At 63.4% G+C, this 23,687-nt stretch carries 20 protein-coding genes; 12 read left to right on the forward strand and 8 right to left on the reverse strand.

The window, feature by feature from the left end; translation table 11 throughout:
* Window positions 1-27: 27 nt before the first annotated feature.
* From AOT96_RS24145 to AOT96_RS24165, 5 genes are all read left to right on the forward strand, one after another.
* A complete protein-coding gene (locus tag AOT96_RS24145; protein ID WP_065352412.1) occupies window positions 28-699 on the forward strand; it encodes a class F sortase in 672 nt (223 codons plus the stop codon).
* 32 nt (window positions 700-731) lie between these two features.
* Window positions 732-1,601, forward strand: a complete 870-nt coding sequence (dapF, locus tag AOT96_RS24150) for a diaminopimelate epimerase (protein WP_063316726.1) — start codon at window positions 732-734, stop codon at window positions 1,599-1,601.
* Between the two features lie 75 nt (window positions 1,602-1,676).
* Entirely contained in the window at window positions 1,677-3,152 is a 1,476-nt protein-coding gene (hflX, locus tag AOT96_RS24155; RefSeq protein ID WP_003942213.1) for a GTPase HflX, read from the forward strand.
* 10 nt (window positions 3,153-3,162) lie between these two features.
* Window positions 3,163-4,152, forward strand: a complete 990-nt coding sequence (locus AOT96_RS24160; protein WP_231917322.1) for a hypothetical protein — start codon at window positions 3,163-3,165, stop codon at window positions 4,150-4,152.
* A 55-nt stretch (window positions 4,153-4,207) separates the two neighbouring features.
* Entirely contained in the window at window positions 4,208-5,533 is a 1,326-nt protein-coding gene (locus tag AOT96_RS24165; RefSeq protein WP_007735188.1) for an alpha/beta hydrolase, read from the forward strand.
* 39 nt (window positions 5,534-5,572) lie between these two features.
* On the opposite strand, the gene AOT96_RS24170 is transcribed toward AOT96_RS24165, so the two are convergent.
* The 4 genes from AOT96_RS24170 to AOT96_RS24185 all read right to left on the reverse strand — a co-directional run bounded on the left by AOT96_RS24170 (window position 5,573) and on the right by AOT96_RS24185 (window position 9,775).
* Window positions 5,573-5,830 (reverse strand): HPr family phosphocarrier protein, encoded by a 258-nt coding sequence (locus tag AOT96_RS24170; RefSeq protein WP_003942144.1) that lies wholly within the window; start codon window positions 5,828-5,830, stop codon window positions 5,573-5,575.
* A 97-nt stretch (window positions 5,831-5,927) separates the two neighbouring features.
* Complete coding sequence (locus AOT96_RS24175) at window positions 5,928-7,997, reverse strand: PTS fructose transporter subunit IIABC (RefSeq protein WP_007735189.1); 2,070 nt, start codon at window positions 7,995-7,997, stop codon at window positions 5,928-5,930.
* An 18-nt stretch (window positions 7,998-8,015) separates the two neighbouring features.
* A complete protein-coding gene (gene pfkB / locus AOT96_RS24180; protein WP_030535546.1) occupies window positions 8,016-9,011 on the reverse strand; it encodes a 1-phosphofructokinase in 996 nt (331 codons plus the stop codon).
* Complete coding sequence (locus AOT96_RS24185) at window positions 9,008-9,775, reverse strand: DeoR/GlpR family DNA-binding transcription regulator (protein ID WP_003942134.1); 768 nt, start codon at window positions 9,773-9,775, stop codon at window positions 9,008-9,010. The genes pfkB and AOT96_RS24185 overlap by 4 nt, the downstream gene beginning before the upstream one ends.
* Window positions 9,776-9,966: 191 nt before the next feature.
* Between AOT96_RS24185 and AOT96_RS24190 the strand changes: the two genes are divergently transcribed.
* The 3 genes from AOT96_RS24190 (at window position 9,967) to AOT96_RS24200 (ending at window position 14,328) form a co-directional block, all read left to right on the forward strand.
* A complete protein-coding gene (locus AOT96_RS24190; RefSeq protein WP_050655800.1) occupies window positions 9,967-11,640 on the forward strand; it encodes a putative PEP-binding protein in 1,674 nt (557 codons plus the stop codon).
* A gap of 75 nt (window positions 11,641-11,715) precedes the next feature.
* A complete protein-coding gene (locus AOT96_RS24195) occupies window positions 11,716-12,996 on the forward strand; it encodes a uracil-xanthine permease family protein (protein WP_065352932.1) in 1,281 nt (426 codons plus the stop codon).
* A gap of 189 nt (window positions 12,997-13,185) precedes the next feature.
* Window positions 13,186-14,328: an acyl-CoA dehydrogenase family protein gene (locus tag AOT96_RS24200; RefSeq protein ID WP_007735194.1), complete on the forward strand. Its 1,143-nt coding sequence runs from the start codon at window positions 13,186-13,188 to the stop codon at window positions 14,326-14,328.
* Between the two features lie 92 nt (window positions 14,329-14,420).
* On the opposite strand, the gene lexA is transcribed toward AOT96_RS24200, so the two are convergent.
* A complete protein-coding gene (gene lexA, locus AOT96_RS24205; protein WP_007735195.1) occupies window positions 14,421-15,149 on the reverse strand; it encodes a transcriptional repressor LexA in 729 nt (242 codons plus the stop codon).
* Between the two features lie 282 nt (window positions 15,150-15,431).
* Between lexA and AOT96_RS24210 the strand changes: the two genes are divergently transcribed.
* Together AOT96_RS24210 and nrdR are read left to right on the forward strand one after the other, a co-directional pair.
* A complete protein-coding gene (locus AOT96_RS24210) occupies window positions 15,432-16,145 on the forward strand; it encodes a LysM peptidoglycan-binding domain-containing protein (RefSeq protein WP_030535544.1) in 714 nt (237 codons plus the stop codon).
* 194 nt (window positions 16,146-16,339) lie between these two features.
* Window positions 16,340-16,837: a transcriptional regulator NrdR gene (nrdR, locus tag AOT96_RS24215; RefSeq protein WP_030535543.1), complete on the forward strand. Its 498-nt coding sequence runs from the start codon at window positions 16,340-16,342 to the stop codon at window positions 16,835-16,837.
* A 286-nt stretch (window positions 16,838-17,123) separates the two neighbouring features.
* On the opposite strand, the gene hrpA is transcribed toward nrdR, so the two are convergent.
* Window positions 17,124-21,029 carry an ATP-dependent RNA helicase HrpA gene (hrpA, locus tag AOT96_RS24220; RefSeq protein WP_065352414.1) on the reverse strand — a complete coding sequence of 1,302 codons (3,906 nt, stop codon included), beginning with the start codon at window positions 21,027-21,029 and terminating at the stop codon, window positions 17,124-17,126.
* Window positions 21,030-21,130: 101 nt separating this feature from the next.
* Between hrpA and AOT96_RS24225 the strand changes: the two genes are divergently transcribed.
* Window positions 21,131-21,760, forward strand: a complete 630-nt coding sequence (locus AOT96_RS24225; protein WP_030535541.1) for a Pr6Pr family membrane protein — start codon at window positions 21,131-21,133, stop codon at window positions 21,758-21,760.
* Here AOT96_RS24225 and AOT96_RS24230 read toward each other — a convergent pair.
* The gene (locus tag AOT96_RS24230; RefSeq protein ID WP_030535540.1) at window positions 21,731-22,048 is read right to left on the reverse strand and encodes a DUF2322 family protein; all 318 of its coding nucleotides are present in this window, start codon (window positions 22,046-22,048) and stop codon (window positions 21,731-21,733) included. The genes AOT96_RS24225 and AOT96_RS24230 overlap by 30 nt on opposite strands.
* Window positions 22,049-22,180: 132 nt before the next feature.
* On the opposite strand from AOT96_RS24230, the gene AOT96_RS24235 reads away from it, so the two are divergent.
* Complete coding sequence (locus tag AOT96_RS24235; RefSeq protein WP_172827079.1) at window positions 22,181-23,404, forward strand: aminotransferase family protein; 1,224 nt, start codon at window positions 22,181-22,183, stop codon at window positions 23,402-23,404.
* A gap of 2 nt (window positions 23,405-23,406) precedes the next feature.
* Here AOT96_RS24235 and AOT96_RS24240 read toward each other — a convergent pair whose 3' ends face one another.
* Window positions 23,407-23,673: a hypothetical protein gene (locus AOT96_RS24240; protein ID WP_007732799.1), complete on the reverse strand. Its 267-nt coding sequence runs from the start codon at window positions 23,671-23,673 to the stop codon at window positions 23,407-23,409.
* Between the last annotated feature and the right edge of the window lie 14 nt (window positions 23,674-23,687).

Genomic DNA, 23,687 nt, shown 5'->3' on the forward strand with positions numbered 1-23,687 from the left:
CGATCGACGGACTGGAGGACAACGAACATGGCGCAGACCGGGACACACGCGCGACCGAGAGGCCGACGCGCGGGTCGGCTGCCGCTTCTCCTACTGCTCGTCACATTTCTCGCGGTCGGCGGGGTGCTCGTCTATTTTGCGGTGAGTGCGGCCGGGAAGCCCATCAGCGCACCTGTTCCCGAAGCACCCTTCGACGTGGGAGCTCCAACCGATCCAGGGGCGACGTGGGCGCCTGCGCCAACGGATCTGCCGCCGAACACGCTCGCGATTCCCGATCTCGATGTGCGAGCCGACATCGTGACCAGTGGGTTCGGCGCCAACCGCGGAATGATCCTTCCGCATCCTGACAAGGTTTCGCATTTCACCAACGGTGTGCAGTTCGGATCTTCGGAGGGCACCAATCTTGTTGCCGGCCACGTCGACGACGGTGATCGCACGCACGGCGCCTTGTGGGCGCTGCACCAGATGAAGCCCGGAACACCGATCTACGTGAGCGACGACACCGGAACGATGTTCACCTATCACGCAGCGAGCCTGAAGCTGTACGAAAAGGTGGCTTTGCCGGCCGAGTTCTTTTCCGAAACGGGTGCGCCCAGGCTGGTCCTCGTGACCTGCGGCGGCGCAACCGTGCCCGACCCCTCGTTGCCGTCCGGCTTCACGTACGAACAGAACGTCGTGGTCACCGCGTCACCTGCGTGAGTCGGTCGGCAGGTCCGGATAGGATGGCGACCATGGATTTCAGTAAGGGCCACGGCACGCAGAACGACTTCGTTGTTCTCCCTGACCTCGACGTTCGGGTCGATCTCGAGCCGGCGCGAGTTTCAGCGTTGTGTGATCGTCAGCGTGGCCTCGGCGCCGACGGCATCCTTCGTGTCGCCCGGGCAGGCGCACTTGCGGACGCGGGCGTGCTCGGTGCGCTGCCCGACGGCGTCGCTGCCGAAGACTGGTTCATGGACTACCGCAACAGCGACGGCTCCATCGCGGAGATGTGCGGAAACGGAGTTCGCGTATTCGCCCACTATCTCAAGGCCTCGGGCTTGGAGAGCAAGGACGAGTTCGTGGTCGGCAGCCGCGCCGGAGCGCGTCCGGTCGTGGTGCACGGCTACGACGCCACACATGGTGACGTGACCGTGGCGATGGGCCCGATCAAGGACCTCGGCACCAGTTCGGCAACAATCGACGGCCGCGTCTTCGCCGGCGTCGGCATCGACGTCGGTAATCCGCATTTGGCGTGTGTCGACGAGCACGTGACGGCAGAAGTTTTGAGTGCGCTCGATTTGAGTGTTTCTCCGGGCTTCGATCCCGGGTTCTTCCCGCACGGGGTCAACATCGAGATCGTGACGCCGATCCACGACGGTGGGGTCCACATGCGCGTACACGAGCGTGGTGTGGGCGAGACTCGTTCCTGCGGAACCGGAACGGTCGCAGCTGCGGCCGCGGCGCTGAGGTACGACGGCCGCGATGAAGGCTCGGTACTGGTGCGCGTGCTCGGCGGCGAGGTACAGGTCACCGTCGAAGGCGGCAAAGGGTCGTTGCGGGGGCCCTCGGTTCTGGTGGCGAGCGGAACGATCAGCGACGCGTGGTGGCAATCGCTTGTGTGATATCGCCCGCGGGAAATACGCCTGCAGGAAATACGGATGCACCGTGGCCAGGTTTCGTGGGACCATGGATCTTGTATGACGAACACACATGAAAACGAAGAGTCCACCGCTCACGAGCAGTCCGAGTACGCGCAAGCCGAATACACGGCAGCGTCCGCATCGGGCAACCCGTCGACCGGTGAGATGCAACTCGCAGATCGCGGCGCCCTGCGCCGCGTGGCCGGTCTGTCGACCGAGCTCGAGGACGTCACCGAAGTCGAGTACCGCCAGCTTCGACTCGAAAGAGTTGTCCTGGTCGGCGTCTGGACGCAGGGAACTGCCGAGCAGGCCGAGGCGAGCATGACCGAGTTGGCCGCACTTGCCGAGACGGCCGGCTCCGAGGTCCTCGAAGGACTGGTTCAGCGTCGCGACAAACCCGACGCTGCCACCTACATCGGTTCCGGCAAGGCGCAGGAACTGCGCGAAGTAGTCCTGGCGACCGGCGCCGACACCGTCGTCTGCGACGGTGAGCTGACGCCGGCGCAGCTCACGGCGCTGGAGAAGATCGTCAAGGTCAAGGTCATCGACCGGACAGCTCTGATTCTCGACATCTTTGCTCAGCACGCCACGTCTCGTGAGGGTAAAGCCCAGGTGGCTTTTGCTCAGATGGAGTACATGCTCCCGCGTCTGCGTGGTTGGGGCGAGTCGATGTCGCGCCAGGCCGGTGGCCGTGCCGGCAGTAACGGCGGTGTGGGCCTGCGTGGTCCCGGTGAAACGAAAATCGAGACGGACCGTCGCCGTATTCGTGAGCGCATGGCGAAACTACGCCGCGAGATCAAGGGCATGAAGGCCGCTCGCGACACCAAGCGCACACGTCGACTGCAGAGCGACATCCCGTCGATCGCCATCGTCGGATACACCAACGCGGGCAAGTCGAGTCTGCTCAATTCGCTCACCGGATCGGGTGTGCTCGTGGAGAACGCGTTGTTCGCCACCTTGGACCCGACCACTCGCCGCGCAGCACTCGACGACGGCCGCGAGTACGTACTCACCGACACGGTCGGCTTCGTGCGACACCTGCCGACTCAGTTGGTCGAGGCATTCCGCTCGACTCTCGAGGAAGTAACCGACGCGGATCTGCTGCTGCACGTCGTCGACGGTTCGGATCCGTTGCCGACAGAACAGATCAAGGCTGTTCGGGAAGTCGTCACCGATGTTCTGCGCGAGACGGATTCGAAGGCTCCGCCGGAGTTGATCGTGGTCAACAAGATCGACGCGGCAGATCCGGTTACGTTGACGCAACTACGTGGTCTGTTGCCTGGTGCCGTGTTCGTCTCGGCGCGGACGGGTGAGGGAATCGCCGAACTAAGAGCACATCTCAGCGAGGTGCTGGTTCGGCCGGAGGTCGAGGTCGACGTGCTGGTGCCGTACACGCGCGGTGACTTGATGGCTCGAATCCACTCGGACGGAACGATTTTGGAATCGACTCACGAAGAGGCGGGAACGCGGGTGCACGCACGCGTGCCACAGATGTTGGCCTCGGCATTGGTCGAGTACGCACCTAGTGCGTAGTTTCGGGGCCGTGGTCGCGGTGATTGCTGCGACTACGGCAACCGCACTGCTTCCCGGAGCGCTCGCACAGGCGTCGTCGTTCGAACCGAGCGAGTTCGCCCCACTCTGTACGCCTACCGATCCTGCGCTCCAGGAGTTGTCGGGGATGGTCGTCGTCGACGATCGGATCTACGCGATGGGCGACGGCGGCAGTGACGACTTCGTATTCGAAATGGACCTGAACTGTGTTGTCCAGAAACAGATTCCGGTCCCGATAGATCCTTACGACGTCGAAGATCTTGCGGTGAGTGGGCGAACGCTCGTTCTGTCGGACACCGGTGACAACCTCCGGACCCGCGAAACAGTGGCGTTCATCACGATGGACCTCGATTCCGGTGACGGTACGTTGCACCGCCTCACGTACCCGGACGGTGCGCACGACACCGAGTCGATACTGCTAGACCCCGACGGCCACGTTTTTGTCGTGACCAAGGAATTGTTCGGCGAAAGCAGTGTCTACACACCGATCGGGGATCAGAAACTGAGTGACTTGGCGCAGCCCGGCCCGACGCCGCTCGAGCGCGTCGGAGCCGTGTCCCTCGGACCGGAGAAGCCCGTGTCGGTGATGTTCACCGGGGGAGCGGTGTCGTCGGACGGTTCGGCGATCGCACTTCGGAGTTACTCCGACCTGTACCTGTACGAAGTCGTGGACGGCGGAATCGGCGCGACGCTCACCGGTACCGAACCGCTGCGGATCCCGCTCCCGAAGGAGCCTCAGGGTGAGGCGGTGGCATTCAACGATGCGGGCGATGTTCTGATCGGTTCGGAATCTGCCGGCGGAGCGTTGCCTCCGGTGTACGTGATGCGAGCGCTCGTGGACGCGACAGAAGCGACGGCTGACTCGTCTGCCGGTTCGGTCGGTGTCGGGGTCGATCCGTGGACATTCGTGTGGACCGGGTTGGTCGCGGCAGGATGTGCGATCGGGGGCGCGGCATTCGTGAGATTTCGACGACGCCGCTGATTCCCGATAATTCCACGAATTCGCAGACCGACGGTAGATGTGGATACTGGAACGAATGCACGGGCATCAACTCCTGACGCGGCTCTCGCGTATGTCACTCGAGCACGGACACATCACCGCAGCGCTGCTCGTGGGTTCCGTCATCGTCGGCGTCGGCACGTTGCTTCTGCTTCGGTGGTTGCCGCGTAGGGCCGCGTTGGTCGCGCTAGGTCTGTCAGTGCTCGGATCAGCCACCGGTGCGACGTTCGTGTGGCTCAGCTTTCGGCCGCTGCCCGCGCAGCTACCGGCGTCGAATTTTGTCTGGATAGCGCTGGCGATGTTCGGAGTCATCGGCGCCGCACTCGTTCTCCTTCGGCGCCCAGGGCTTGCGCGTGGCCTTTCGGTGACGGCATTCGCCGGGCTGGCCGCGATCGTCGCAGTAGGTCAGGTCAACGCGCAGACCGGCACCTATCCCACACTCGGCTCACTGGTCGGGCACTGGCCGGTGGGCTCGGTCGAGAACGTTGCCTTCGATTCGCTCCCCGGGGCCGAACCTTGGGTACAACGGGGACTGCCCACCGAAACTCATTGGCAGGTTCCGGTGCGGATGCCGAGCAACGGTGTCGTGACGGAAGCGGCGATTCCAGGAAACGTTTCGGGATTCGACGCGAGGCCTGCGACGCTGTATCTCCCGCCGGCCTATCTTGCCGATCCGCGTGCCGAGTTGCCCGTACTGGTGTTGGTGGCGGGCGAGCCCGGCAGCCCCAGCGACTGGCTGGACAGTGGCCGGCTCGCGACCACCGTCGACGCCTATGCGTCGAGGCATTCCGGGCTTGCTCCCGTCGTGGTGGTGCCCGACGCGTTGGGGGACTACGACGCCAACCCCGGCTGCATGGATTCTGCGCTCGGCAACGTCGCGACGTATCTGGACCAGGACGTCCCGAACTGGATCGAATCGAACCTTCAAGTGAATCCGGACGCTGCGCAATGGGCTATCGGTGGGTTCTCCTACGGCGGGACATGCGCGATCGAGATGGCCGTGAACTTCCCGGACCGATACCCGTCGTTCCTGGACTTCTCCGGCCAGGACGAACCGTCGACCGGTGATCACGAGGACACCGTGGCGGCCATGTTCGACGGTGACGAAAGCGCGTTCGACGCGGTCAACGCCCGAGACCTGATGGCGCAGAATCGGTATCCGCAGTTGTCGGGTGTATTTGTCGCGGGTGAGGACGACGACATCTACCGCCCTCAGCAGGAGATCATGTTCGAGGCTGCACGCGCCGCCGACATGAACGTGGACTACTACACCCTTCCCGGCGGGCACTCGGGTGATGTGTGGGGCACTGCTCTGGAACTCGAAATGGACTGGCTGGGCCGGACACTCGCACTGACTCCGTGAGAGTGTCCGGCCCGCTGCACAGCACCGACTGACATCAGGTCAGGCGTCGAGATCAGCGGCTACCAGCTCGGCGACCTTGGCGAGTGCGTCGGCGTCGTCGGACTCGATGGTTACTTCGGTGTCCTTGGCGGCTCCGAGCGTCATGATCATCAGTGCCGACCCTGCATCCACCGGTTCGCCGTCGGCGACTGCGAGGGTGACCGTGGCGCCGGAGGCTCCGACTGCTTCGGCGATGAGAGCGGCGGGGCGGGCGTGGAGGCCGACTGCGGAACCGACGGCAACTGTCTTGCTGGGCATGGGATCTCCTCGTTGTAGAACTGTCGTTGCGGACGTTATGGGGTGTTCGGGCAGATCTGGTGACTCAGGTGGTGACTGCAGTGTTGCCTGCTGTCGATCATGCCGCAGCGGGCACGATTTCGGGGTCGAGTTCGGCATCGGACGGCCCCTTGCGGAAGAACTCCTTGGCTCCGACGACGGCGAGCGCAGCTACCACGGTTCCCGCGGCGAGCGAGACCAGGAACCAGCCGATTCCGCCGACTGCGAAGAAGACGAAGATGCCGCCGTGCGGGGCGCTGAGAGTGACGTCGAAAGCCATGATCAGCGCGCCGGTGACCGCGCCGCCCGCCATCATCGAGGGGATCACGCGAAGCGGGTCGGCAGCGGCGAACGGAATCGCGCCCTCGGAGATGAATGCCGAACCCAGCAACCAGGCAGCCTTTCCGTTCTCCCGTTCGGCTTCGCTGAAGAGCTTGGGACGCAGCACCGTCGAGGCAAGTGCCATGGCAAGCGGCGGAACCATACCGGCAGCCATGACAGCCGCCATGATGCGCAAAGTGGCCGGGTCGTTGACGTTGAGTCCGGCGACGGCGAAGGCGTAAGCCGCCTTGTTGACCGGTCCACCGAGGTCGAAGCACATCATCAGGCCGAGAATGATGCCGAGGAAGATGGCCGAGCTGCCGGACAGTCCGTTGAGCCAGTCGGTGAGACCGGAGGTGATCGCGGCGAGCGGACGCCCGAGGACGATGAACATCAGTGCTCCGACGACCAGCGTCGCGAACAGCGGGATGATTACCACCGGCATCAGGCCTCGCAGCCACTGCGGGACGGCGATCCGGCCGATGTAGAGCGCGACGACACCGGCGATGAGACCACCGACCAAGCCGCCGATGAAACCGGCACCGACGAACACGGCGACCGCGCCGGCTGTGAAGCCGGGAGCGATGCCAGGCCGGTCGGCGATGGCGAAGGCGATGTAGCCGGCCAACGCGGGCACCAGGAAGCTGAATGCCAACGAACCGATCTGGAACAGCACTGCGCCGAGATAGGTGGCCAGACCACCGTCGGGAAGGTTGGTGATCGAGTTGTTGAGAACGATGTCCTTGGCCGGACCGGAGATCTCGTATCCGCCGAGCAGGAAGCCGAGTGCGATCAGCAGACCGCCGGCCGCGACGAACGGGATCATGTAGCTGACACCGGTCAGGAGGACCTGACGGAGGTGGGTGCCGAACCCTACGGAACCGGCATCGGAATCCGCGGCCGCTGCGGCGGTGCCGTCAACGGTGGCGGCGGCGGGATTCTCGGAGGCGCGCAACGCTTCTGCGAGCATCTTGTCCGGCTCGTTGATTGCCCGCTTGACACCGGAAGCGACGACGGGCTTACCGGCGAATCGTTCGCGGCCCTTCACTCCGACGTCGGTGGCGAAGATGACCGCGGCGGCTCCGGCGATCACCGAAGGGTCAAGGGGGGTGCTTCCGCTCGAACCTTGCGTTTCGACGTGAACCTTGATGCCGGCGCGTTCACCCGCGGCGACGAGTGAGTCCGCCGCCATGTAGGTGTGAGCGATTCCGGTCGGGCAGGCGGTGACCGCGACGATGTGACGCTCCGCGGGCGCTGGTGCCGGGGTCTCCTCGGTAGCGTGTTTCCCGGTGGAAACAGGTGCCGGGGGTGTCGCTGCCGCAGCCTTTGCTGCAGGATCCTTCGGTGCGGGATTGAGTACCTCGTCGACCAGTCTCACGATCTCGTCCGGCGTCGACGCTTCACGAAGTGACGTGACGAACGCGGGCCTGACGAGTGCTCGGGCCAAGGAGGAGAGCAGCTTCATGTGCTCGGCCCCGGCGCCTTCGGGCGCCGCGATCAGGAAGACCAGATCGGCGGGGCCGTCGGGTGCACCGAAGTCGACCTTCGGATCGAGTCGAGCAAACCCCAGGGACGCGGACGAGACAGCCTCGGCGCGGCAGTGGGGAATTGCGATTCCGCCGGGCAGTCCGGTCGCGGACTGCGCTTCGCGAGCGAGTGCGGCGTCGACCAGTCCCGCGGCGTCGCTCGCCCGCCCCGCTGCAGTCAATCGCGCTGCGAGAGAACGAATGACATCTTCCTTGGTCGAACCCAGGTCGGTGTCGAGTGAGATCAGTTCGGGACTGATGATCTCCGGGCCGGAACTGCCGGCTGCGGTGGTATCGGACATGTCAGGTTCCTTAGGGCGTCAGGCGAGTTCGGTGGGGACGGGGATGGGAGAGGCGGCATCTGCTGCAGATACCGAAACCGCTGCCAGATCGATCTGTTCGGGTGTGGGAAGGGTTGTGCCGGGAAGGGAGGCAGCGGCGCTTCCGTAGGCGACCGCGTGACGTAGCCGCTCGGATTCCGAGCCGCCGCCCGCTTCGGCGAGGATGTAGCCGGCCAGCGACGAATCGCCTGCGCCGACGGTACTGACTGCGACAATCGGGGGAGCGGTGGCGATCCACGCGCCGTCGGCCGTGACGAGGACGGCACCGGCTGCGCCGAGTGTGGCGAGCACACTGCCGACGCCGCGGTCGACCAATCGCTGTGCCGCCGTGATTGCAGGCCCGGGATCACCGTTCTCGGCAGCACGTTCGAGGACGTGGCCGTCGACGCCGGTCAGTTGCGCGAGTTCCTCGCCGTTGGGTTTGAGCAGATCAGGTGCCGAGCCGGGGAAGCATTCGGCGAGTGCCGTCAGTGGGGCGTCCGAGGTGTCGACCGCTACCTTGCACGGGTGATCGCGCAGCGCCGCGACAAGTTCGCCGTACCACCCCAGAGGAACGCCGGGAGGCAGTGAGCCGGACAGCGCGAACCACAGTGCGGTATCGGCGCGGGCGATCAACTCCTGTGCCAGGGCGTCGAGCGTCGAACCGGACAGCGTTGCGCCGGGTTCGTTGATCTTCGTCGTGGTCCCGTCCGGTTCGGCGATGGTGATGTTGGTGCGAGCCGGACCCGTTGTGGCGACGCCGATGTGGGGAATCCCACCGGCTGCGAGCGCCGAGAGCAAGGGATCGCCACCATTTCCCGGTAGCACCGCGAGCACGTCGAGGTCGGCTGCGGCGAGAACACGCGCGACGTTGACCCCCTTGCCGCCGGGGTCGCTGCGAGTGGAGTGGGCACGTAGGACGGAGCCTCGTTCGAGCCGTTGCTCGAGTTGTACGGTCCGATCGATACTCGGGTTGGCTGTCAGTGTGACGATCATGCGATCACCACCTCGATTCCGTGGTCGTGGAACTCGGATGTGTCTGTGGGACTGATCTCTTCGTCGGTGATGAGGACGTCGATGCTGTCGAGTGGTGCGAAGCTGATCAAGTGCTCGCGGCCGACTTTGCTGGAATCGGCCACCACGACAACGTGATTGGCGGCCTTGACCATCGCTCGTTTGACGGCGGCCTCTTCGCTGTCCGGGGTGGAGAGTCCGTGCCCGACGCTGATCGCGTTGGTTCCGACGAAGGCGACGTCGACCCGCAACGTGCTCAGCAGGCGCAGAGCGTCCTCGCCGACCGCGGCTTGCGTCACCCCGCGTACTCGTCCGCCGAGCAGGATCAGGGAAATCGAGTTCATCGATGCCAGTCGTGCGCCGATCGGCACGGAATTGGTCACGGCCGTGAAGTCGTTCTCGGTCGGAAGTTCGGGGATCATGCGGCCCGTGGTCGTGCCCGCGTCGAAGATGACGCTGCCGCCGGTAGGAGGGAGATAGGTGACCGCGCAGCGGGCGATCCGGTCCTTCTGTTGCGCGCGGGTCTGATCGCGTTCCGCCATGCCCGGTTCGGTCACGTGGAGGGATCCGGTCGGAACGGCGCCGCCGTGTACACGCCTGATCTGTCCGATCCGCTCGAGGAAGGCCAGATCGCGACGCACGGTCTCGGTGGTCACACCGAAGGTCTCCGACAGCGCCGCCACGGACATGCGTCCGCGCTGCGACACCATGGTGCCGATCGCTTGTTGGCGTTCTTCCGCGTACACGTGCTCTCCGATTCCGAAATGTGATCCGACGGTGCGTTGTGGATCACAGTGAATGTTGCTTTATGTTGTTTTACGCCCGAGTGTGTTGACATGTCAAGACTTGGGAGTAATCTTCGTCACAACGAAGGTGAGGGCTTTACACGCTCGAGGTGATCCGGTGTGACACCGGGCCCATCGCTCAAGGAGGACAGATGACCGAACAGCTCAACCGAATCACCGTGCACGGCACCCCCGTCGTGCCCGGAATTGCCTACGGCCCGGCTATCTGGCCGTCCAGCCGACCAGAACTCGTCACCGATGCGCCCGCACTCGACGAGGCCGATCGAGAGGCCGCTGCAGACGCCTTCGTCGCAGCAGCGAAGGCTGTCGAGAACCGCCTTCTCGGACGGGCTGCCGAAGCCACAGGCGCGGCCGCCGAGGTCTTGCAGGCCAACGCAGCGATGGCAGCCGATCGCGGCTGGATCGGGGCGGCAAAGAAGTCGATCGCCGGCGGAGTGCCCCCGGTGCAGGCTGCGATCGCGGCGACGGAGCAGTTCGTGGTGCTGTTCACCAAGGTCGGCGGTGTGATGGCCGAGCGCGTCACCGATCTCGAGGACATCCGCGACCGCGTGATCGCCGAACTCTCCGGATTGCCCGAACCCGGAGTTCCGATGCCCGAGACGCCGTCGGTGCTGTGCGCGGACGATCTGGCTCCTGCGGACACCGCGGGCCTCGATGCAACCAAGATCATCGGACTCGTGACCATCTTCGGCGGCCCGACCAGCCACACGGCAATCATCGCGAGGCAGTTGGGCATCCCGTGCATCGTGGCTGCGAAGGAATTGGAATCCATCGCGGCCGGAACACCGATTCTGATCGACGGAACCACCGGCGACGTGATCGCGGAGCCGGATCCCGAACAGGCGCGCGAACTGGTCGAACAATCCCGGATCGATCGCGAACGCGTCAGCACGTGGACCGGACCAGGCCGGACGTCGGACGGTCGGCCGGTAGACGTTCTCGCCAATGTTCAAGACGGCGCGGGCGCTCGCGCCGCGGCGTTGACCGCAGCGGGAGGCATCGGGCTCTTCCGGACCGAACTCTGCTTCCTCGGCCGTGAGACCGAACCGACCGTAGACGAGCAGGCGGCGATCTACGCCGAAGTTCTCGAGGCCTTCGCAGGAAAGAAGGTCATCATTCGCACGTTGGACGCGGGTTCGGACAAGCCGCTCAAATTCGCCAACCATCAAGAGGAAGCGAATCCGGCCCTCGGCGTTCGTGGGGTCCGAATCGCCTGGCAGGACATGGGAATTCTCGACCGCCAGCTCGACGCGATCGCGGCAGCCGCGGCGTCGACCAACTCGTCCCCGTGGGTCATGGCACCGATGATCGCCACCCCGGCCGAGGCGAAACGTTTTGCCGATGCGGTGCGGGCACGCGATCTTGTTCCCGGTGTGATGGTCGAAATCCCGGCGGCGGCGCTGTTGGCCGACCAGATTCTCGAACACGTCGAATTCCTCTCGATCGGTACCAACGACCTCGCTCAGTACACGATGGCCGCTGATCGGATGTCCTCCGAACTCGCCGACCTGACCGATCCGTGGCAGCCCGCGGTGCTCGCCCTTGTCGCACGTACGGCCCAGGCCGGTCAGGCGGCAGGCAAGCGCGTCGGCGTCTGCGGTGAGGCGGCCGCCGATCCACTGTTGGCGTGTGTTCTGGCCGGACTCGGAGTTTCCTCGCTGTCGTGCGCTGCGGCGTCGGTCGCGGGTGTGGGAGCGAAGGTCGGGTCAGTCACCATGGCGCAATGTGAGGCGGCTGCGGCGGCGGTGCTGGCAACCGGTGATCCGGTGGCAGCGCGCAAAGCGGCGGCCGACGCAATCAGCTGAACTGGTTTCGTTGGTCTCGGTCGGAGACCGAGCGCCTGACCTCTAGTATTTCGACCTGTGATCGAACGAGAAACAATGACCGGGGCCGGCGGAATCGGCTGGACTGTCCACGGAGACGGCAAGCGGATCGCCGACGGCGCCGTCGTGGCGCCGGATGAACGACTGAGTTGGCCGCGCACCATCGGGATCGGGATGCAGCACGTCATCGCGATGTTCGGAGCGACACTGCTCGTTCCGACCATCACCGGCTTCCCCGTCACGACGACGCTGTTGTTCTCGGGTATCGGCACCGCGCTGTTCCTGCTCATCACCCGGGGCCGGATCCCGAGCTATCTCGGTTCGTCCTTCGCGTTCATCGCCCCGCTGACAGCGTCAGCAGGGTCAGGCCCGGCCGCGCAGCTCGGTGCCGTCATGGCCGTCGGCATCGTGTTGATGTTGATCGGCGTCGCCGTACGTCTGATCGGCAGCCGGGTCATCGACGCCGTCATGCCGCCGGTAGTGACAGGCGCCGTCGTCGCGCTGATCGGTCTCAACCTCGCTCCGACGGCGGTCGGTTCCTTCGAATCGCAGCCGCTGATCGCCACGGTCACGCTCGTTTCGATCCTGCTGGTCACGGTCGTCGGTCCCGGGTTGCTCGGCCGGTTGGGCATTCTGGTCGGCGTAGTGATCGGCTGGGTCTTCGCCGCGGTCATCGGTGGTCTCGACAGTGAACGAGTGTCCGCTCTGCGCGAAGCCGACTGGTTCGGGCTGCCGAGTCTGCACGGACCGTCGTTCGACTGGTCGGTGATCGTGCTCGCGCTGCCCGTGGTGATCGTTCTGGTCGCCGAGAACGTCGGACACGTCAAGGCGGTGTCCGCCATGACGGGTAAGTCCCTCGATGATCTGGCCGGCAATGCGCTGTTTGCAGACGGTCTCGCCACGACCTTGGCGGGCGCCGGCGGCGGATCCGGAACCACCACGTATGCCGAGAACATCGGGGTCATGGCAGCGACGCGTGTGTACTCGACCGCGGCGTACTGGGTAGCGGCCGCCACCGCCGTGATCCTGGCATTTTCGCCCAAATTCGGTGCACTGGTCTTCACGGTTCCGAACGGCGTCATCGGCGGTGCGACGATGGTTCTCTACGGACTCATCGGCATTCTCGGTGTGCGCATCTGGATGGAAGCGAAGGTGGACTTCACCGATCCGGTCAACCTGACCGTCGCCGCTGCCGCACTGGTTGCCGGCATCGGGAACCTGACGCTGACCATTGGTTCGGTCGAGCTGGGCGGCATCGCTTGGGGGTCGATCGGCATCCTCGTCGCCTACCCGATCATGCGATACCTCGCCAGATTCCGTACTTCGAGTAACAGATAACCGCTACAGTCACGAATCGTGATCGTTCGGGTCATCGACGGGTATCGCAACAGGTTCTACCGTCGGAGGCAGTGACGTGGGCCCGCGAACTTCGGCGTGCCCAGTCTCAGCGAAAATATCCCGACCGGGTACATCGTCCCCACCGGGTACATCACTGAAGTGCCGTATATCGAATTGCAAGGAGTCGGCGTGGAGCGCACCCTGTTCGAACCGGAACATGAACTCTTCCGGGAGTCGTACCAGAAGTTCTTGGCACAGCACGTGGCACCGAACCACGAGAAGTGGGAAGAGCAGAACATCGTCGATCGTGACGTCTGGGTCGAGGCCGGAAAGCAGGGATTCCTGGGAACCGCGGTACCTGAGGAATTCGGCGGCGGCGGTGTCAAGGATTTCCGCTACAACGCGATCATCACCGAGGAAACCACCAAGGGTGGCTTCAGTGGTATCGGCTTCACGCTGCACAACGACGTGGTGGCGCCGTACCTCCTGGAGTTGACCAACGAGGAGCAGAAGCAGCGTTGGCTACCCGGATTCGCGTCGGGTGAGCTGATCTCGGCGATCGCGATGACCGAACCGGGTACCGGTAGCGACCTGCAGGGCATCAAGACGAAAGCAGTTCGCGACGGGGACCACTGGGTACTCAACGGTTCGAAGACCTTCATCACCAACGGAATCAACGCCGACATCATCATCGTTGTCGCGTGCACCGACCCGGACAAGGGTGCTCAGGGCTTCAGCCTCCTCGTGGTCGAGCGGGACATGCCCGGCTTCGAGCGAGGACGCAATCTCGACAAGATCGGCATGAAGGCTCAGGACACCGCCGAACTCAGCTTCACCGACGTACGCGTTCCCGCTGCCAACCTGCTGGGCGAAGAGGGAATGGGCTTCTTCTACTTGATGAAGAACCTTCCCCAGGAACGACTCTCGATCGCCGTCGTTGCTGCCGCCGCAATGGAATCGGTTCTCGAGAGCACGATCCAGTACTGCCGTGACCGCAAGGCATTCGGCAAGTCGATCGGCAGCTTCCAGAACACCCGATTCGTACTGGCCGAATTGGCAACGGAGACCACGGCAGTGCGCATCCTGGTGGACAAGTTCATCGAGCAGCTCAATGCCGAGAAGCTGACCGTGCAGGAAGCTGCGATGGCGAAGTGGTGGACCACCGAAGCTCAGGTCAAGCTCATCGACCGCTGCCTCCAGCTGCACGGAGGCTACGGCTACATGAAGGAATACCCGGTTGCCAAGGCGTACATGGACTCTCGTGTGCAGACCATCTACGGGGGCACAACCGAGATCATGAAGGAGATCATCGGACGTTCGCTGAATCTCTGATTCGGGTGATGGACCGCTGATCGTCACGAAAAGACTCTGGGCCCCGGCTGATGCCGGGGCCCAGAGTTTTGTGATCGAGGGTGCGAGCGAACTCAGATCTTCCGCATGACCGTGACAACCTTGCCCAAGATGACGGCGTTGTTGCCGGGAATCGGCTCGAAGAGGTCGTTGTGCGGCATCAGCCACACCTCCTTCTTCGTACGCTTGAACGTCTTCACGGTGGCTTCGCCGTCGATCATTGCGGCCACGATGTCACCGTTCTCGGCGACGTTCTGCTGACGGACGACAACCCAGTCGCCATCGCAGATCGCTGCATCGATCATCGACTCACCGACAACCTTGAGCATGAAGAGCGAACCTTGGCCGACGAGCTCGCGGGGGAGTGGAAACACATCCTCCACAGCTTCCTCGGCGAGGATCGGTCCGCCGGCAGCGATGCGGCCCAGGATGGGGACGAACGCCGGCTCTGGCAGCGGGTCGGCACTGTTGTACTCGCCGGAATGCTTCGACACCGACGCGATGGCGGTATCGGCCGCAACCTCGTCGAGACCCCGAACATCGACTGCACGAGGGCGATTGGGATCGCGTCGAAGGAAGCCCTTGCGCTCCAACGTTCGCAGTTGATGCGCGACCGACGACGTGGAGGTAAGCCCCACCGCATCCCCGATTTCGCGAATGCTCGGCGGATACCCGCGCTCCGTCACCGAATCGCGGATCACTTCGAGAACGCGCCGCTGACGCTCGGTGAGCGTCTCGCTCGACGGAGACGGAACTGCAGAAGCTCCTGCCTCCGCGGCTGTGCTGGAGCGATCGTCCTTCATGGCCTGTTGCCTCCGTGTCTGAAGAAGTCGTGTCTGAAGAAGTCGTGTCTGAACAAGTCGTGTCTGAAAACTGCCTGCAAAAGTGCCTGGTGCAAGTCGCGCAGAAACCTGTCGGTGCCTCCTGCCAACATTCGAGCTGTCGACAAACACGGAGGCTTTCGCAATTCCCGCTGTGTGGTCTGACACGAATCTAGCCGGATTTGCTCGCGGTTTCAAACATCTGTTCGATTCGTGTCGCTCCAAGTAGAGACATTGTCGGCCAGGCGTGGTAGAAATTCGAACATGCGTTCCATCGAACGCATGATCGAACACATCGATCGGTGTCGACCAGCGGAGGTCACGATGGGTAACGCAGCACTGAAAAGCAACAGGGTTTTCGACGACGCGATTGGTTTCGACGCGTTTGGTTTCGACGGTACGTCGGCACTGAAGTACCACCCCTCGTTCTATGGGCCCGATGCAGACGCTGTGTCCTTCGAACGGCGCGGAGCGGCCGAAATGCATGGCGTGGCCAGGGATGTCGACAACGAACCGCAGGCGGCCGTCGTTCGCCGGGTTCCGGCGGTGGGCGCGGTTTCAGGTTCGCGTTCATTGCGCGAATCTCCTCGCCGGTGGGACAGCGAGCACGATTCGTCACGCCCGTACGGAGGAAGTTTCGCGCACCGAAACAGGGTCGGTGTGTCACGGGTCGAACATGAAGTGGCCGCCGAGGATGTCAGTTGGAAGACGGTTTTCCTGGGCGCCGTATTCACCGCATTCGCAGTGTTGGCGTTGGTGGGGATCGGCGCTTTGTCGAGTGGTGACGTAGCTGCGACAAACGGCGCGACCGAAGTGGTTCGCGTTGCCGCGGGTGAATCCCTCAGTGATATTGCTGCCAAGGTTGCACCCGGCCAGGCTGTCGGTTCGGTGATCGAGCAGATCATGGATCTCAATGCGATGTCGAGTTCCGGACTGTCAGTGGGACAAACGCTGATCGTGCCGGCCTCGGGGCGCTGACCTACCCCGTACCAGGCGGGGGCGTACCGAGCGTGAGAGCAGTCCGTTCACAGCGAGTAAGCTGTCCACTTGACAGTCCCACCACCTCGGGTGGTCGCGTTGAGTACGTGGATCTGCTCTGTAAATCGTCGGAGGATTTGCAGTCGGTAGCGAATCTGAGTTGCGGCCATTTCGGCGACAACGAAGGAACCCCGATGCATTGCCCGTTCTGCCGGCACCCTGATTCCCGAGTGGTCGATTCGCGCGAGGCCGACGAGGGCCAGGCGATCAGGCGGCGCCGTTCGTGCCCCGAGTGTGGCCGCCGATTCACCACGGTCGAGACGGCAGTTCTCTCGGTCGTGAAGCGCAGCGGCGTCACGGAGCCTTTCAGCCGAGAAAAGGTTGTCAAAGGTGTGCGTCGCGCATGCCAGGGCCGCCAAGTGGACAACGATTCGCTGAATTTGCTCGCCCAACAGGTTGAAGATGCCGTTCGAGCTTCGGGTTCTGCCGAAATTCCCAGTAACGAGGTAGGGCTCGCGATCCTCGATCCGCTTCGAAATCTCGACGAAGTCGCCTACCTGCGATTCGCATCGGTGTACAAGTCCTTCAGCTCGGCTGCGGATTTCGAACGTGAGATCACCGACATGCGCGAGCATGCAGAGACCCGTGCCGCCGAGAAGGCTCCCGGCGCCGAGACCGTTTCCGTCGACTGAGGCCTTCGCCTCAGATAACGCTGAGAGCACAGAGCGGTCTTAGGTAACGCTGAGAACACAAAGCGAACAATCGAACAAATCGGGCACGTTATTCGCTTAGTGTCTACCAGGTACGTTCGTCCGCATCTCGGATCTTCACGGAGGCGTTATGAACTTAGTTGCAGTTCTCGGAGTCGTGAACAGCCTGGTAACCCTCGGGTTCGCCAACACTGTTGCCACCTTTGGCGGTTTCCTCACCAACGTCAACATTCAGACAATCTACTGATCGCGCAATTCCCGCCGAACATCAACGCTTGATCGCTTCGATAGCTTTCAGGACTCGCTTTTCGGAAATCGGTGTGGGTGTACCGAGGGACTGCGCAAACAGGCTCACGCGCAGTTCCTCGATCATCCAACTGATCGCATCGACATCTCGAGCAGTGCGACGCTCTTCGGGAAGCGAACTCAACAACCGGTCGTACGCTGCGTACACCCGGTCGAGGACATCCATAGCCTGCTGATCTCGTTGTGCACTTGCGGGCAGAGCTTCGAGACGGAATTTTGCTGCGGCAAGATACCGCGGTAAATCGCGTAGGCGGGCCGATCCCAGTTCGGCGACAAATCCCGGAAACAGCAGTGAGGTCAACTGTTCTCGGACGTCGTCGGCTGCCTCGCCGCGCGAGCGGTCCAGCACGACGCTCAGTCGGTGTGCTTGTTCGAGGATCGGAACAATCATGCGCAGGATCGCGGAAACGCGTCCGGCCAGTTCGGAGCGTGCGATCTTCACCAGGGCATCGAACGCTTCAGGCGTGCGTACCGGTCCACCGTGAGCCGCGATCACTTCGTTGGCAGCTGCCACCCGGCAATCTTCGACGAGGGCCTCCAAGCCGCCGTCCGGATTCTGGCCGAGAGCCAGACGCTGCGTGTTCGACAAGCCGGCGGTCACTGCCTTGAGTTGGGTGGGAACGGCCGCGAGGAGAAGCGCCCGCGTACCTTCCCTCATCGCCTGCGCCTGCGCGGCCGGCGTACTCAGGACACGAACGGCAACTCCGCCGTTCTCCGGCACCAGAGCTGGGTAGCCGGTCACCTGCTGTCCGCCGATGGAGCGAGTGATGGTCTGTTCCAATGCGCCCAGCGTTTCGGATGTCCAGACGGTTGCCGCTGCCCGTTCGGTTCCGGTTGCCGCCTTGGCCACTTCCTTCTGCACGCGCGGGGCGAGCGTGCGTCGTAGCTGCGCCAGATCCTTACCCTTCGCGAGAACCTTGCCCGATTCGTCCTCGACGACAAATGTCATCCGAAGATGGTCGGGCAGCGCGGCGGGATCGAAGTCCTTGGCGTCGATCTGGATCCCGCCCAAGTGCGAGAGTTCGCGGGCCATTGCGGTCATCAACGGCTCGGATCGAGGTTTGACTGCTGCCAATGCTGCGGCGGCATAATCCGGAGCCGGAACGACAGCGCGTCGAATGTTCTTGGGCAACGTCTTGATCAGAGCGGTAACGAGATCGACGCGCATACCGGGGACCAACCAGTCGAAGCCGACCGGCTGAAGTTGCGCGAGCAGGCCGACCGGGATGTGCGCGCTGACGCCGTCGTCGTCTTTTCCCGGCTCGAATTGGTAAGTGAGCGGAAACTGCATGTCGCCCTGGCGCCAAGCGTCTGGGTACTCGCCGCCCAGGACGGCAGCCGCGTCGGAGTTGACCACGGTTTCCGGCGTGAACGTCAGCAGACTGGGGTTCTTGCGCCGCTCACCCTTCCACCACTGGTCGAAGTGCCTGGCGGACACCGCTTCCTGGCCGACCCGTTCGTCGTAGAACTCGTAGAGAGTTTCGTCGTCGACGAGGATGTCGCGTCGGCGCGCGCGGTTCTCGAGTTCTTCGACGTTGTCGAGGAGTGCACGGTTTTCGTGGAAGAACTTGTGGTTCGTCTGCCATTCGCCCTGCACGAGCGCATGGCGGATGAAGAGATCGCGAGAGGCCTCGGGATCGATTCGTGAGTACGTCACTGCGCGGCCGGTTACCAGAGGAACTCCGTAGAGAGTGACCCGCTCGTATGCCATCGCCGAGCCGCGCTTGGAGGACCAGTGCGGTTCGGAATAGGTCCGTTTCACCAGGTGCGGGGCGAGCTTTTCAGCCCACTCGGGTTCGATACGCGCGGACATGCGCGCCCACAGCCTCGACGTTTCCACGAGTTCGGCGGCCATGACCCAGCGTGGTGGCTTCTTGAACAGTCCCGATCCGGGGAAGATCGCGAAGTGGCTGCCCCTGGCGCCGAGGTAGTCCCGCTTCTCGCCCTCGCGTAGCCCGATATGCGAGAGCAATCCGGCAAGGAGCGACTGATGGATCGCGTTCTCGCTTGCCGGTGTCTCTCCCACTGTCCAGCCGAGACCGCGGGTGATCTGCCGGAGTTGCCCGTGCAGGTCCTGCCATTCGCGGATGCGGAGCCAGTGCAGGAACTCGTTCCGGCACATCTTGCGAAACTGGTTGGAGGACAGATCGTTACGTTGTTCGCGTAAGTAGTCCCACAGTTTCAGGTAGGCCAGGAAGTCGGAGTTCTCGACGTTGAAGCGGGCGTGCTTTTCGTCGGCGGCTTGCTGGAACTCGGCGGGCCGCTCGCGAACGTCCTGGATGGACAACGCCGCGACGATGACAAGGGTTTCGTGAAGGCAACCGTTGTTCTTGGCTTCCACCAGCATCCGTGCCATCCGCGGATCCACCGGAATCTGGGCCAGCTCGCGGCCGACCGGCGTCAGTTCGGGGTGGCTGGCCTCGGAACCTCGCGCGATGGCGCCGAGTTCTTCGAGGAGTCCGATTCCGTCCTTCACGGCGCGCTGGTCCGGCGGTTCGACGAAGGGGAATGCCGCGATGTCGCCCAGGCCGAGGGCCGTCATCTGCAAGATCACGGATGCGAGGTTGGTTCGCAGGATCTCCGGTTCGGTGAATGCCGGACGTGACTCGAAGTCCTCCTCGGAATACAGGCGGATGCAGATTCCTTCGGCGACGCGGCCGCAACGCCCGGAACGCTGACGAGCTGACGCCTGCGAAATGGGCTCGATCGGCAACCGCTGAACCTTGGTGCGCACCGAATATCGCGAAATGCGCGCGGTTCCCGGATCGACGACGTACCGAATGCCGGGAACGGTCAGCGAGGTCTCGGCCACGTTGGTGGCAAGGACGACGCGTCGGCCGGTGTGCGGCGAGAACACTTTGTGTTGCTCGGCGGCAGACAGCCGCGCGTACAGCGGGACGATTTCGGTGTTGCGAAGACGCCGATCGCGTAAAGCATCTGCGGTGTCGCGAATTTCGCGTTCGCCGGAGAGGAAGACCAAGATGTCGCCTTCGCCCTCCGCGCTCAGCTCGTCGACCGCCTCGCAGACCGCGTCGACGGGATCGCGGTCGAAGGTGATGTCGCCGGATTCGACGGTCAGTGGCCGGTAACGCATTTCGACAGGGAATGTACGCCCGGATACCTCGACGATCGGCGCGGGCTTACCGTCGACAGCGAAGTGCTTGGCGAAGCGCTCGGGATCGATGGTCGCCGACGTGATGATGACCTTGAGATCGGGTCGGCGGGGGAGCAGCTGAGCCAGGTAACCGAGGATGAAGTCGATGTTGAGACTGCGTTCGTGCGCTTCGTCGATGATCAGCGTGTCGTAGCGTCGGAGCATACGGTCGCGCTGAATTTCGGCGAGTAGAATGCCGTCGGTCATGAGCTTGACGTAGGTGCGGTCCGAGACCTGGTCGGTGAACCGCACGGTGTATCCGACGGCGTCGCCGAGTTCGGTGTCGAGTTCTTCGGCGATACGTTCGGCAACGGTGCGTGCTGCCAACCGGCGCGGCTGTGTGTGTCCGATCAGACCGCGGACGCCACGTCCGAGTTCGAGACAGATCTTCGGGATCTGGGTTGTCTTACCCGAGCCGGTCTCGCCGGCGACGATGACAACCTGATTCTCCGAGATCGCGGTCGCGATGTCGTCCTTGCGCTGACTGACGGGCAGAGCTTCCGGATACGAGACTGCGGGAACATTGGCGGAGCGTGCGGCCAACCGCGTGCGCGCCGTTTCGATTTCCTCGGCCAGCGCCACCAAAGCGTCTGGTGTGCGGGCACGGTCGAGTTTGCGACGGAGTCGACTCTCGTCGCGGAGTGAGACCTGCGCCAGCGCGCTCTTCAGGTCACTCCGCTTGGTGGAGAGCGGGGCCGGTGGTGTTGTAGACATGCTGATGACAGCCTATCGAACGCGTTCACAACTACCGCTCGCAGATCGTGCTGATGTGCAAATATCGACCGGTGACGACAAATACCGCAAATGAGTCATCGGTGCCTGTCTTGTCGACGCCGATCGCCGTGCGAGCCCTGAGACTGTTGTTTGCTGTGTTCGGACTTGCCGCTTTGCTGTGGATCCCGATCCGTGACGCGGCTGAGCTGTCTCTGTCGAACTATCTGAGCTACTTCACCATCGAGAGCAACATTCTTGCGGTGATCGTGTTGCTGGTCGGTGCAATTCGAGATCCACAATCGCAGGCGTGGCAGTCGATCCGAGGGGCGGTGACGCTGTACATGGTGATCACAGGGATCATCTACGCCGTGCTCCTGGCCGATATCGACGTCAATTTGAACGATACCTGGATCAACTCGGCACTGCATCGGATTCTTCCCCTGGTCATGCTTCTCGACTGGGTGTTCTTCGCTTCGAGGCACAGGATCTCCGAAGCCCGCTCACTGCAGTGGCTGCTGTTTCCGGTGATCTACGCGGTGTACACGTTGATTCGAGGGCCGATCGTCGACTGGTATCCGTATCCGTTCATGGATCCTCGCCACCAGGGCTATCTGGCCCTGTTCATCGGATTCGTCGTACTGGGCATCGCGATGGCCCTGATGGCGTTGGCGGTCAATGCCGTCGGACGGCTGGGAGCCGGGTTACGCGGACGGAACGCTGCGAAGTCCTAGGGGATTGCCGGAGGCGAGCACCTGCTCGAGGCGGTCCACGTTCGGGTGCTTACCGGGGTTCGCCCGGGCGTCCTCGGTGTGCTCGGCGAAGATCGTCAATCCTGCCGAGGCGGCTTCGGGTGTCAGCGCGCCGTAGACCTGAGCGAGATGGTTGTACACCTTGACCGAGCCGGACTTTCCGGGCTTGTTCTCGACGGTGTCGAGGACGGTTCCGTCGGCGTCGAGTACCTCGATGGCGGCCAGATGATCGATGGCGGGCAGTGCTGCAAGATTGTCGGCAAAAGTCATGGTCGACAGATTACGGGTGCGCCCGTGAAAGCCGGTGCCGGGCGAGCGCCGTCGTGCGCGGATTCCTGGTGTCGATATAGTCGCAGCACATCGTTTGCACACCAGCATCGTTTGTATTCGAAGGGGACAATGATGGCTTCGGCATTGTGGCACGGGTTCGCGGACATGGGCGCTGTGGAGAAGAACGGCGCGTTTGTCGTCTCTCGCGGTGAGGGCGCGTACATCTGGGACCGCGAGGGCACGCGGTATCTGGATGCGACGGCGGGCCTGTGGTTCACCAATGTCGGGCACGGGCGCACCGAGATCGCGGATGCGGTGGCGGCTCAGTTGTCGAAGATCGCTCATTTCTCGAATTTCGGTGATTTCGTTCCCGAGACCACGCAGGTGTTGGCGGAGCGGTTGGCGACGATCGCGCCGGTTGCCGGGAGCAAGATCTTCTTCACTTCGGGTGGTTCGGATTCGGTGGACACTGCGGCGAAGCTCGCTCGTCGGTACTGGCACGAGGTGGGGCAGCCGGAGAAGGCGATCATCGTCGGTCGTCAGAAGGCGTATCACGGAATGCACGTTGCGGGAACGGCTCTCGCTGGTATTCCGGTGAACCGTGAGGGGTACGGCGAGCTGATGGCGGATGCGGCGACCGTCGGCTGGGATGATGCGAAGAGCCTGCTCGAGTTGATCGAGAAGATCGGTGCGAACAAGATCGCTGCGTTCTTCGCGGAGCCGATCATCGGTGCGGGTGGGGTGTATCTTCCGCCGGAGGGGTACCTGGCCGAGGTGCGTGACATCTGCCGCGAGCACGACATCCTCTTTGTCGTCGACGAGGTCGTGACCGGTTTCGGCCGGATCGGAGGTGAGTGGTTCGCGTCCACTCGTTTCGATTTGCAGCCCGACATGATGACCACGGCAAAGGGTTTGACGTCGGGTTACGTGCCGATGGGTGCGGTGTTCATCGCGCCGCGGGTGGCGGAGCCGTTCTATGCCGGTTCGTGGTGGCGCCATGGGTACACCTACGGCGGTCATGCCGGTGCTGCTGCTGCGGCGATGGCGAACCTCGACATTCTCGAGCGTGAGAATCTGCTCGCGGAGTCGAAGCGTCTGGAGGCATCGTTGCATACGCATCTGCAACCGCTGGCCGAGCATCCGCGGGTGGCGGAGGTTCGCAGTGGGCTCGGTGCGGTCGCCGCGGTGCAGTTGGCTGATCCGGCGGAGGCGTTGCCGTTCGTGAAGACGCTTCGTGAGCACGGTATTTCGGGTCGCGCCGCGGGTCAGGGTGCGATGCAGATTTCGCCGACGTTTGTCATGACCGATGATCAGGTCGCGGAGATGGCAGCAGGAATCCTCGCAGCTCTCGGATGAGTTCAGTTGCGGCGCCGGAAGAGTTTCTCGATTCGGCGCCGCACAGCGTTGGGTGCAGGTTCCAGTTCCAGAACCTCTTGTTCCGACTGCTTGGCGTAGGCCTGGGTGTACCGCTCGTGCAGTACCGAGCGAATCTCGTCCGGAGAGTAGGCCCGACGCTGGCGTTCGCCGCGCGCAACGAGGACCCCGGTGGCGGCAACGCCCATCGCGCCGGCGAGGCCGACCAGTTTCCAAACGTGCGAGGCGCGCAGAGGAGTAGGAAGTTTCATCCCTCTACGCTAGA

It is taken from the genome of Rhodococcus sp. 008 (genome assembly GCF_001682295.1).
Lineage (GTDB): Bacteria > Actinomycetota > Actinomycetes > Mycobacteriales > Mycobacteriaceae > Rhodococcus_F > Rhodococcus_F qingshengii.

Bases quoted from the DNA above. Each gene is read 5' to 3' on its own strand.
- AOT96_RS24190 (WP_050655800.1), top strand. From the start codon at position 9,967: ATGACCGAACAGCTCAACCGAATCACCGTGCACGGCACCCCCGTCGTG.
- AOT96_RS24175 (WP_007735189.1), bottom strand. From the start codon at position 7,997: ATGTCCGATACCACCGCAGCCGGCAGTTCCGGCCCGGAGATCATCAGT.
- AOT96_RS24165 (WP_007735188.1), top strand. From the start codon at position 4,208: ATGCACGGGCATCAACTCCTGACGCGGCTCTCGCGTATGTCACTCGAG.
- AOT96_RS24170 (WP_003942144.1), bottom strand. From the start codon at position 5,830: ATGCCCAGCAAGACAGTTGCCGTCGGTTCCGCAGTCGGCCTCCACGCC.
- hflX (WP_003942213.1), top strand. From the start codon at position 1,677: ATGACGAACACACATGAAAACGAAGAGTCCACCGCTCACGAGCAGTCC.
- AOT96_RS24230 (WP_030535540.1), bottom strand. From the start codon at position 22,048: ATGACTTTTGCCGACAATCTTGCAGCACTGCCCGCCATCGATCATCTG.
- hrpA (WP_065352414.1), bottom strand. From the start codon at position 21,029: ATGTCTACAACACCACCGGCCCCGCTCTCCACCAAGCGGAGTGACCTG.
- pfkB (WP_030535546.1), bottom strand. From the start codon at position 9,011: ATGATCGTCACACTGACAGCCAACCCGAGTATCGATCGGACCGTACAA.
- dapF (WP_063316726.1), top strand. From the start codon at position 732: ATGGATTTCAGTAAGGGCCACGGCACGCAGAACGACTTCGTTGTTCTC.
- lexA (WP_007735195.1), bottom strand. From the start codon at position 15,149: ATGAAGGACGATCGCTCCAGCACAGCCGCGGAGGCAGGAGCTTCTGCA.
- AOT96_RS24195 (WP_065352932.1), top strand. From the start codon at position 11,716: ATGACCGGGGCCGGCGGAATCGGCTGGACTGTCCACGGAGACGGCAAG.
- AOT96_RS24210 (WP_030535544.1), top strand. From the start codon at position 15,432: ATGCGTTCCATCGAACGCATGATCGAACACATCGATCGGTGTCGACCA.
- nrdR (WP_030535543.1), top strand. From the start codon at position 16,340: ATGCATTGCCCGTTCTGCCGGCACCCTGATTCCCGAGTGGTCGATTCG.
- AOT96_RS24235 (WP_172827079.1), top strand. From the start codon at position 22,181: ATGGCTTCGGCATTGTGGCACGGGTTCGCGGACATGGGCGCTGTGGAG.
- AOT96_RS24240 (WP_007732799.1), bottom strand. From the start codon at position 23,673: ATGAAACTTCCTACTCCTCTGCGCGCCTCGCACGTTTGGAAACTGGTC.
- AOT96_RS24145 (WP_065352412.1), top strand. From the start codon at position 28: ATGGCGCAGACCGGGACACACGCGCGACCGAGAGGCCGACGCGCGGGT.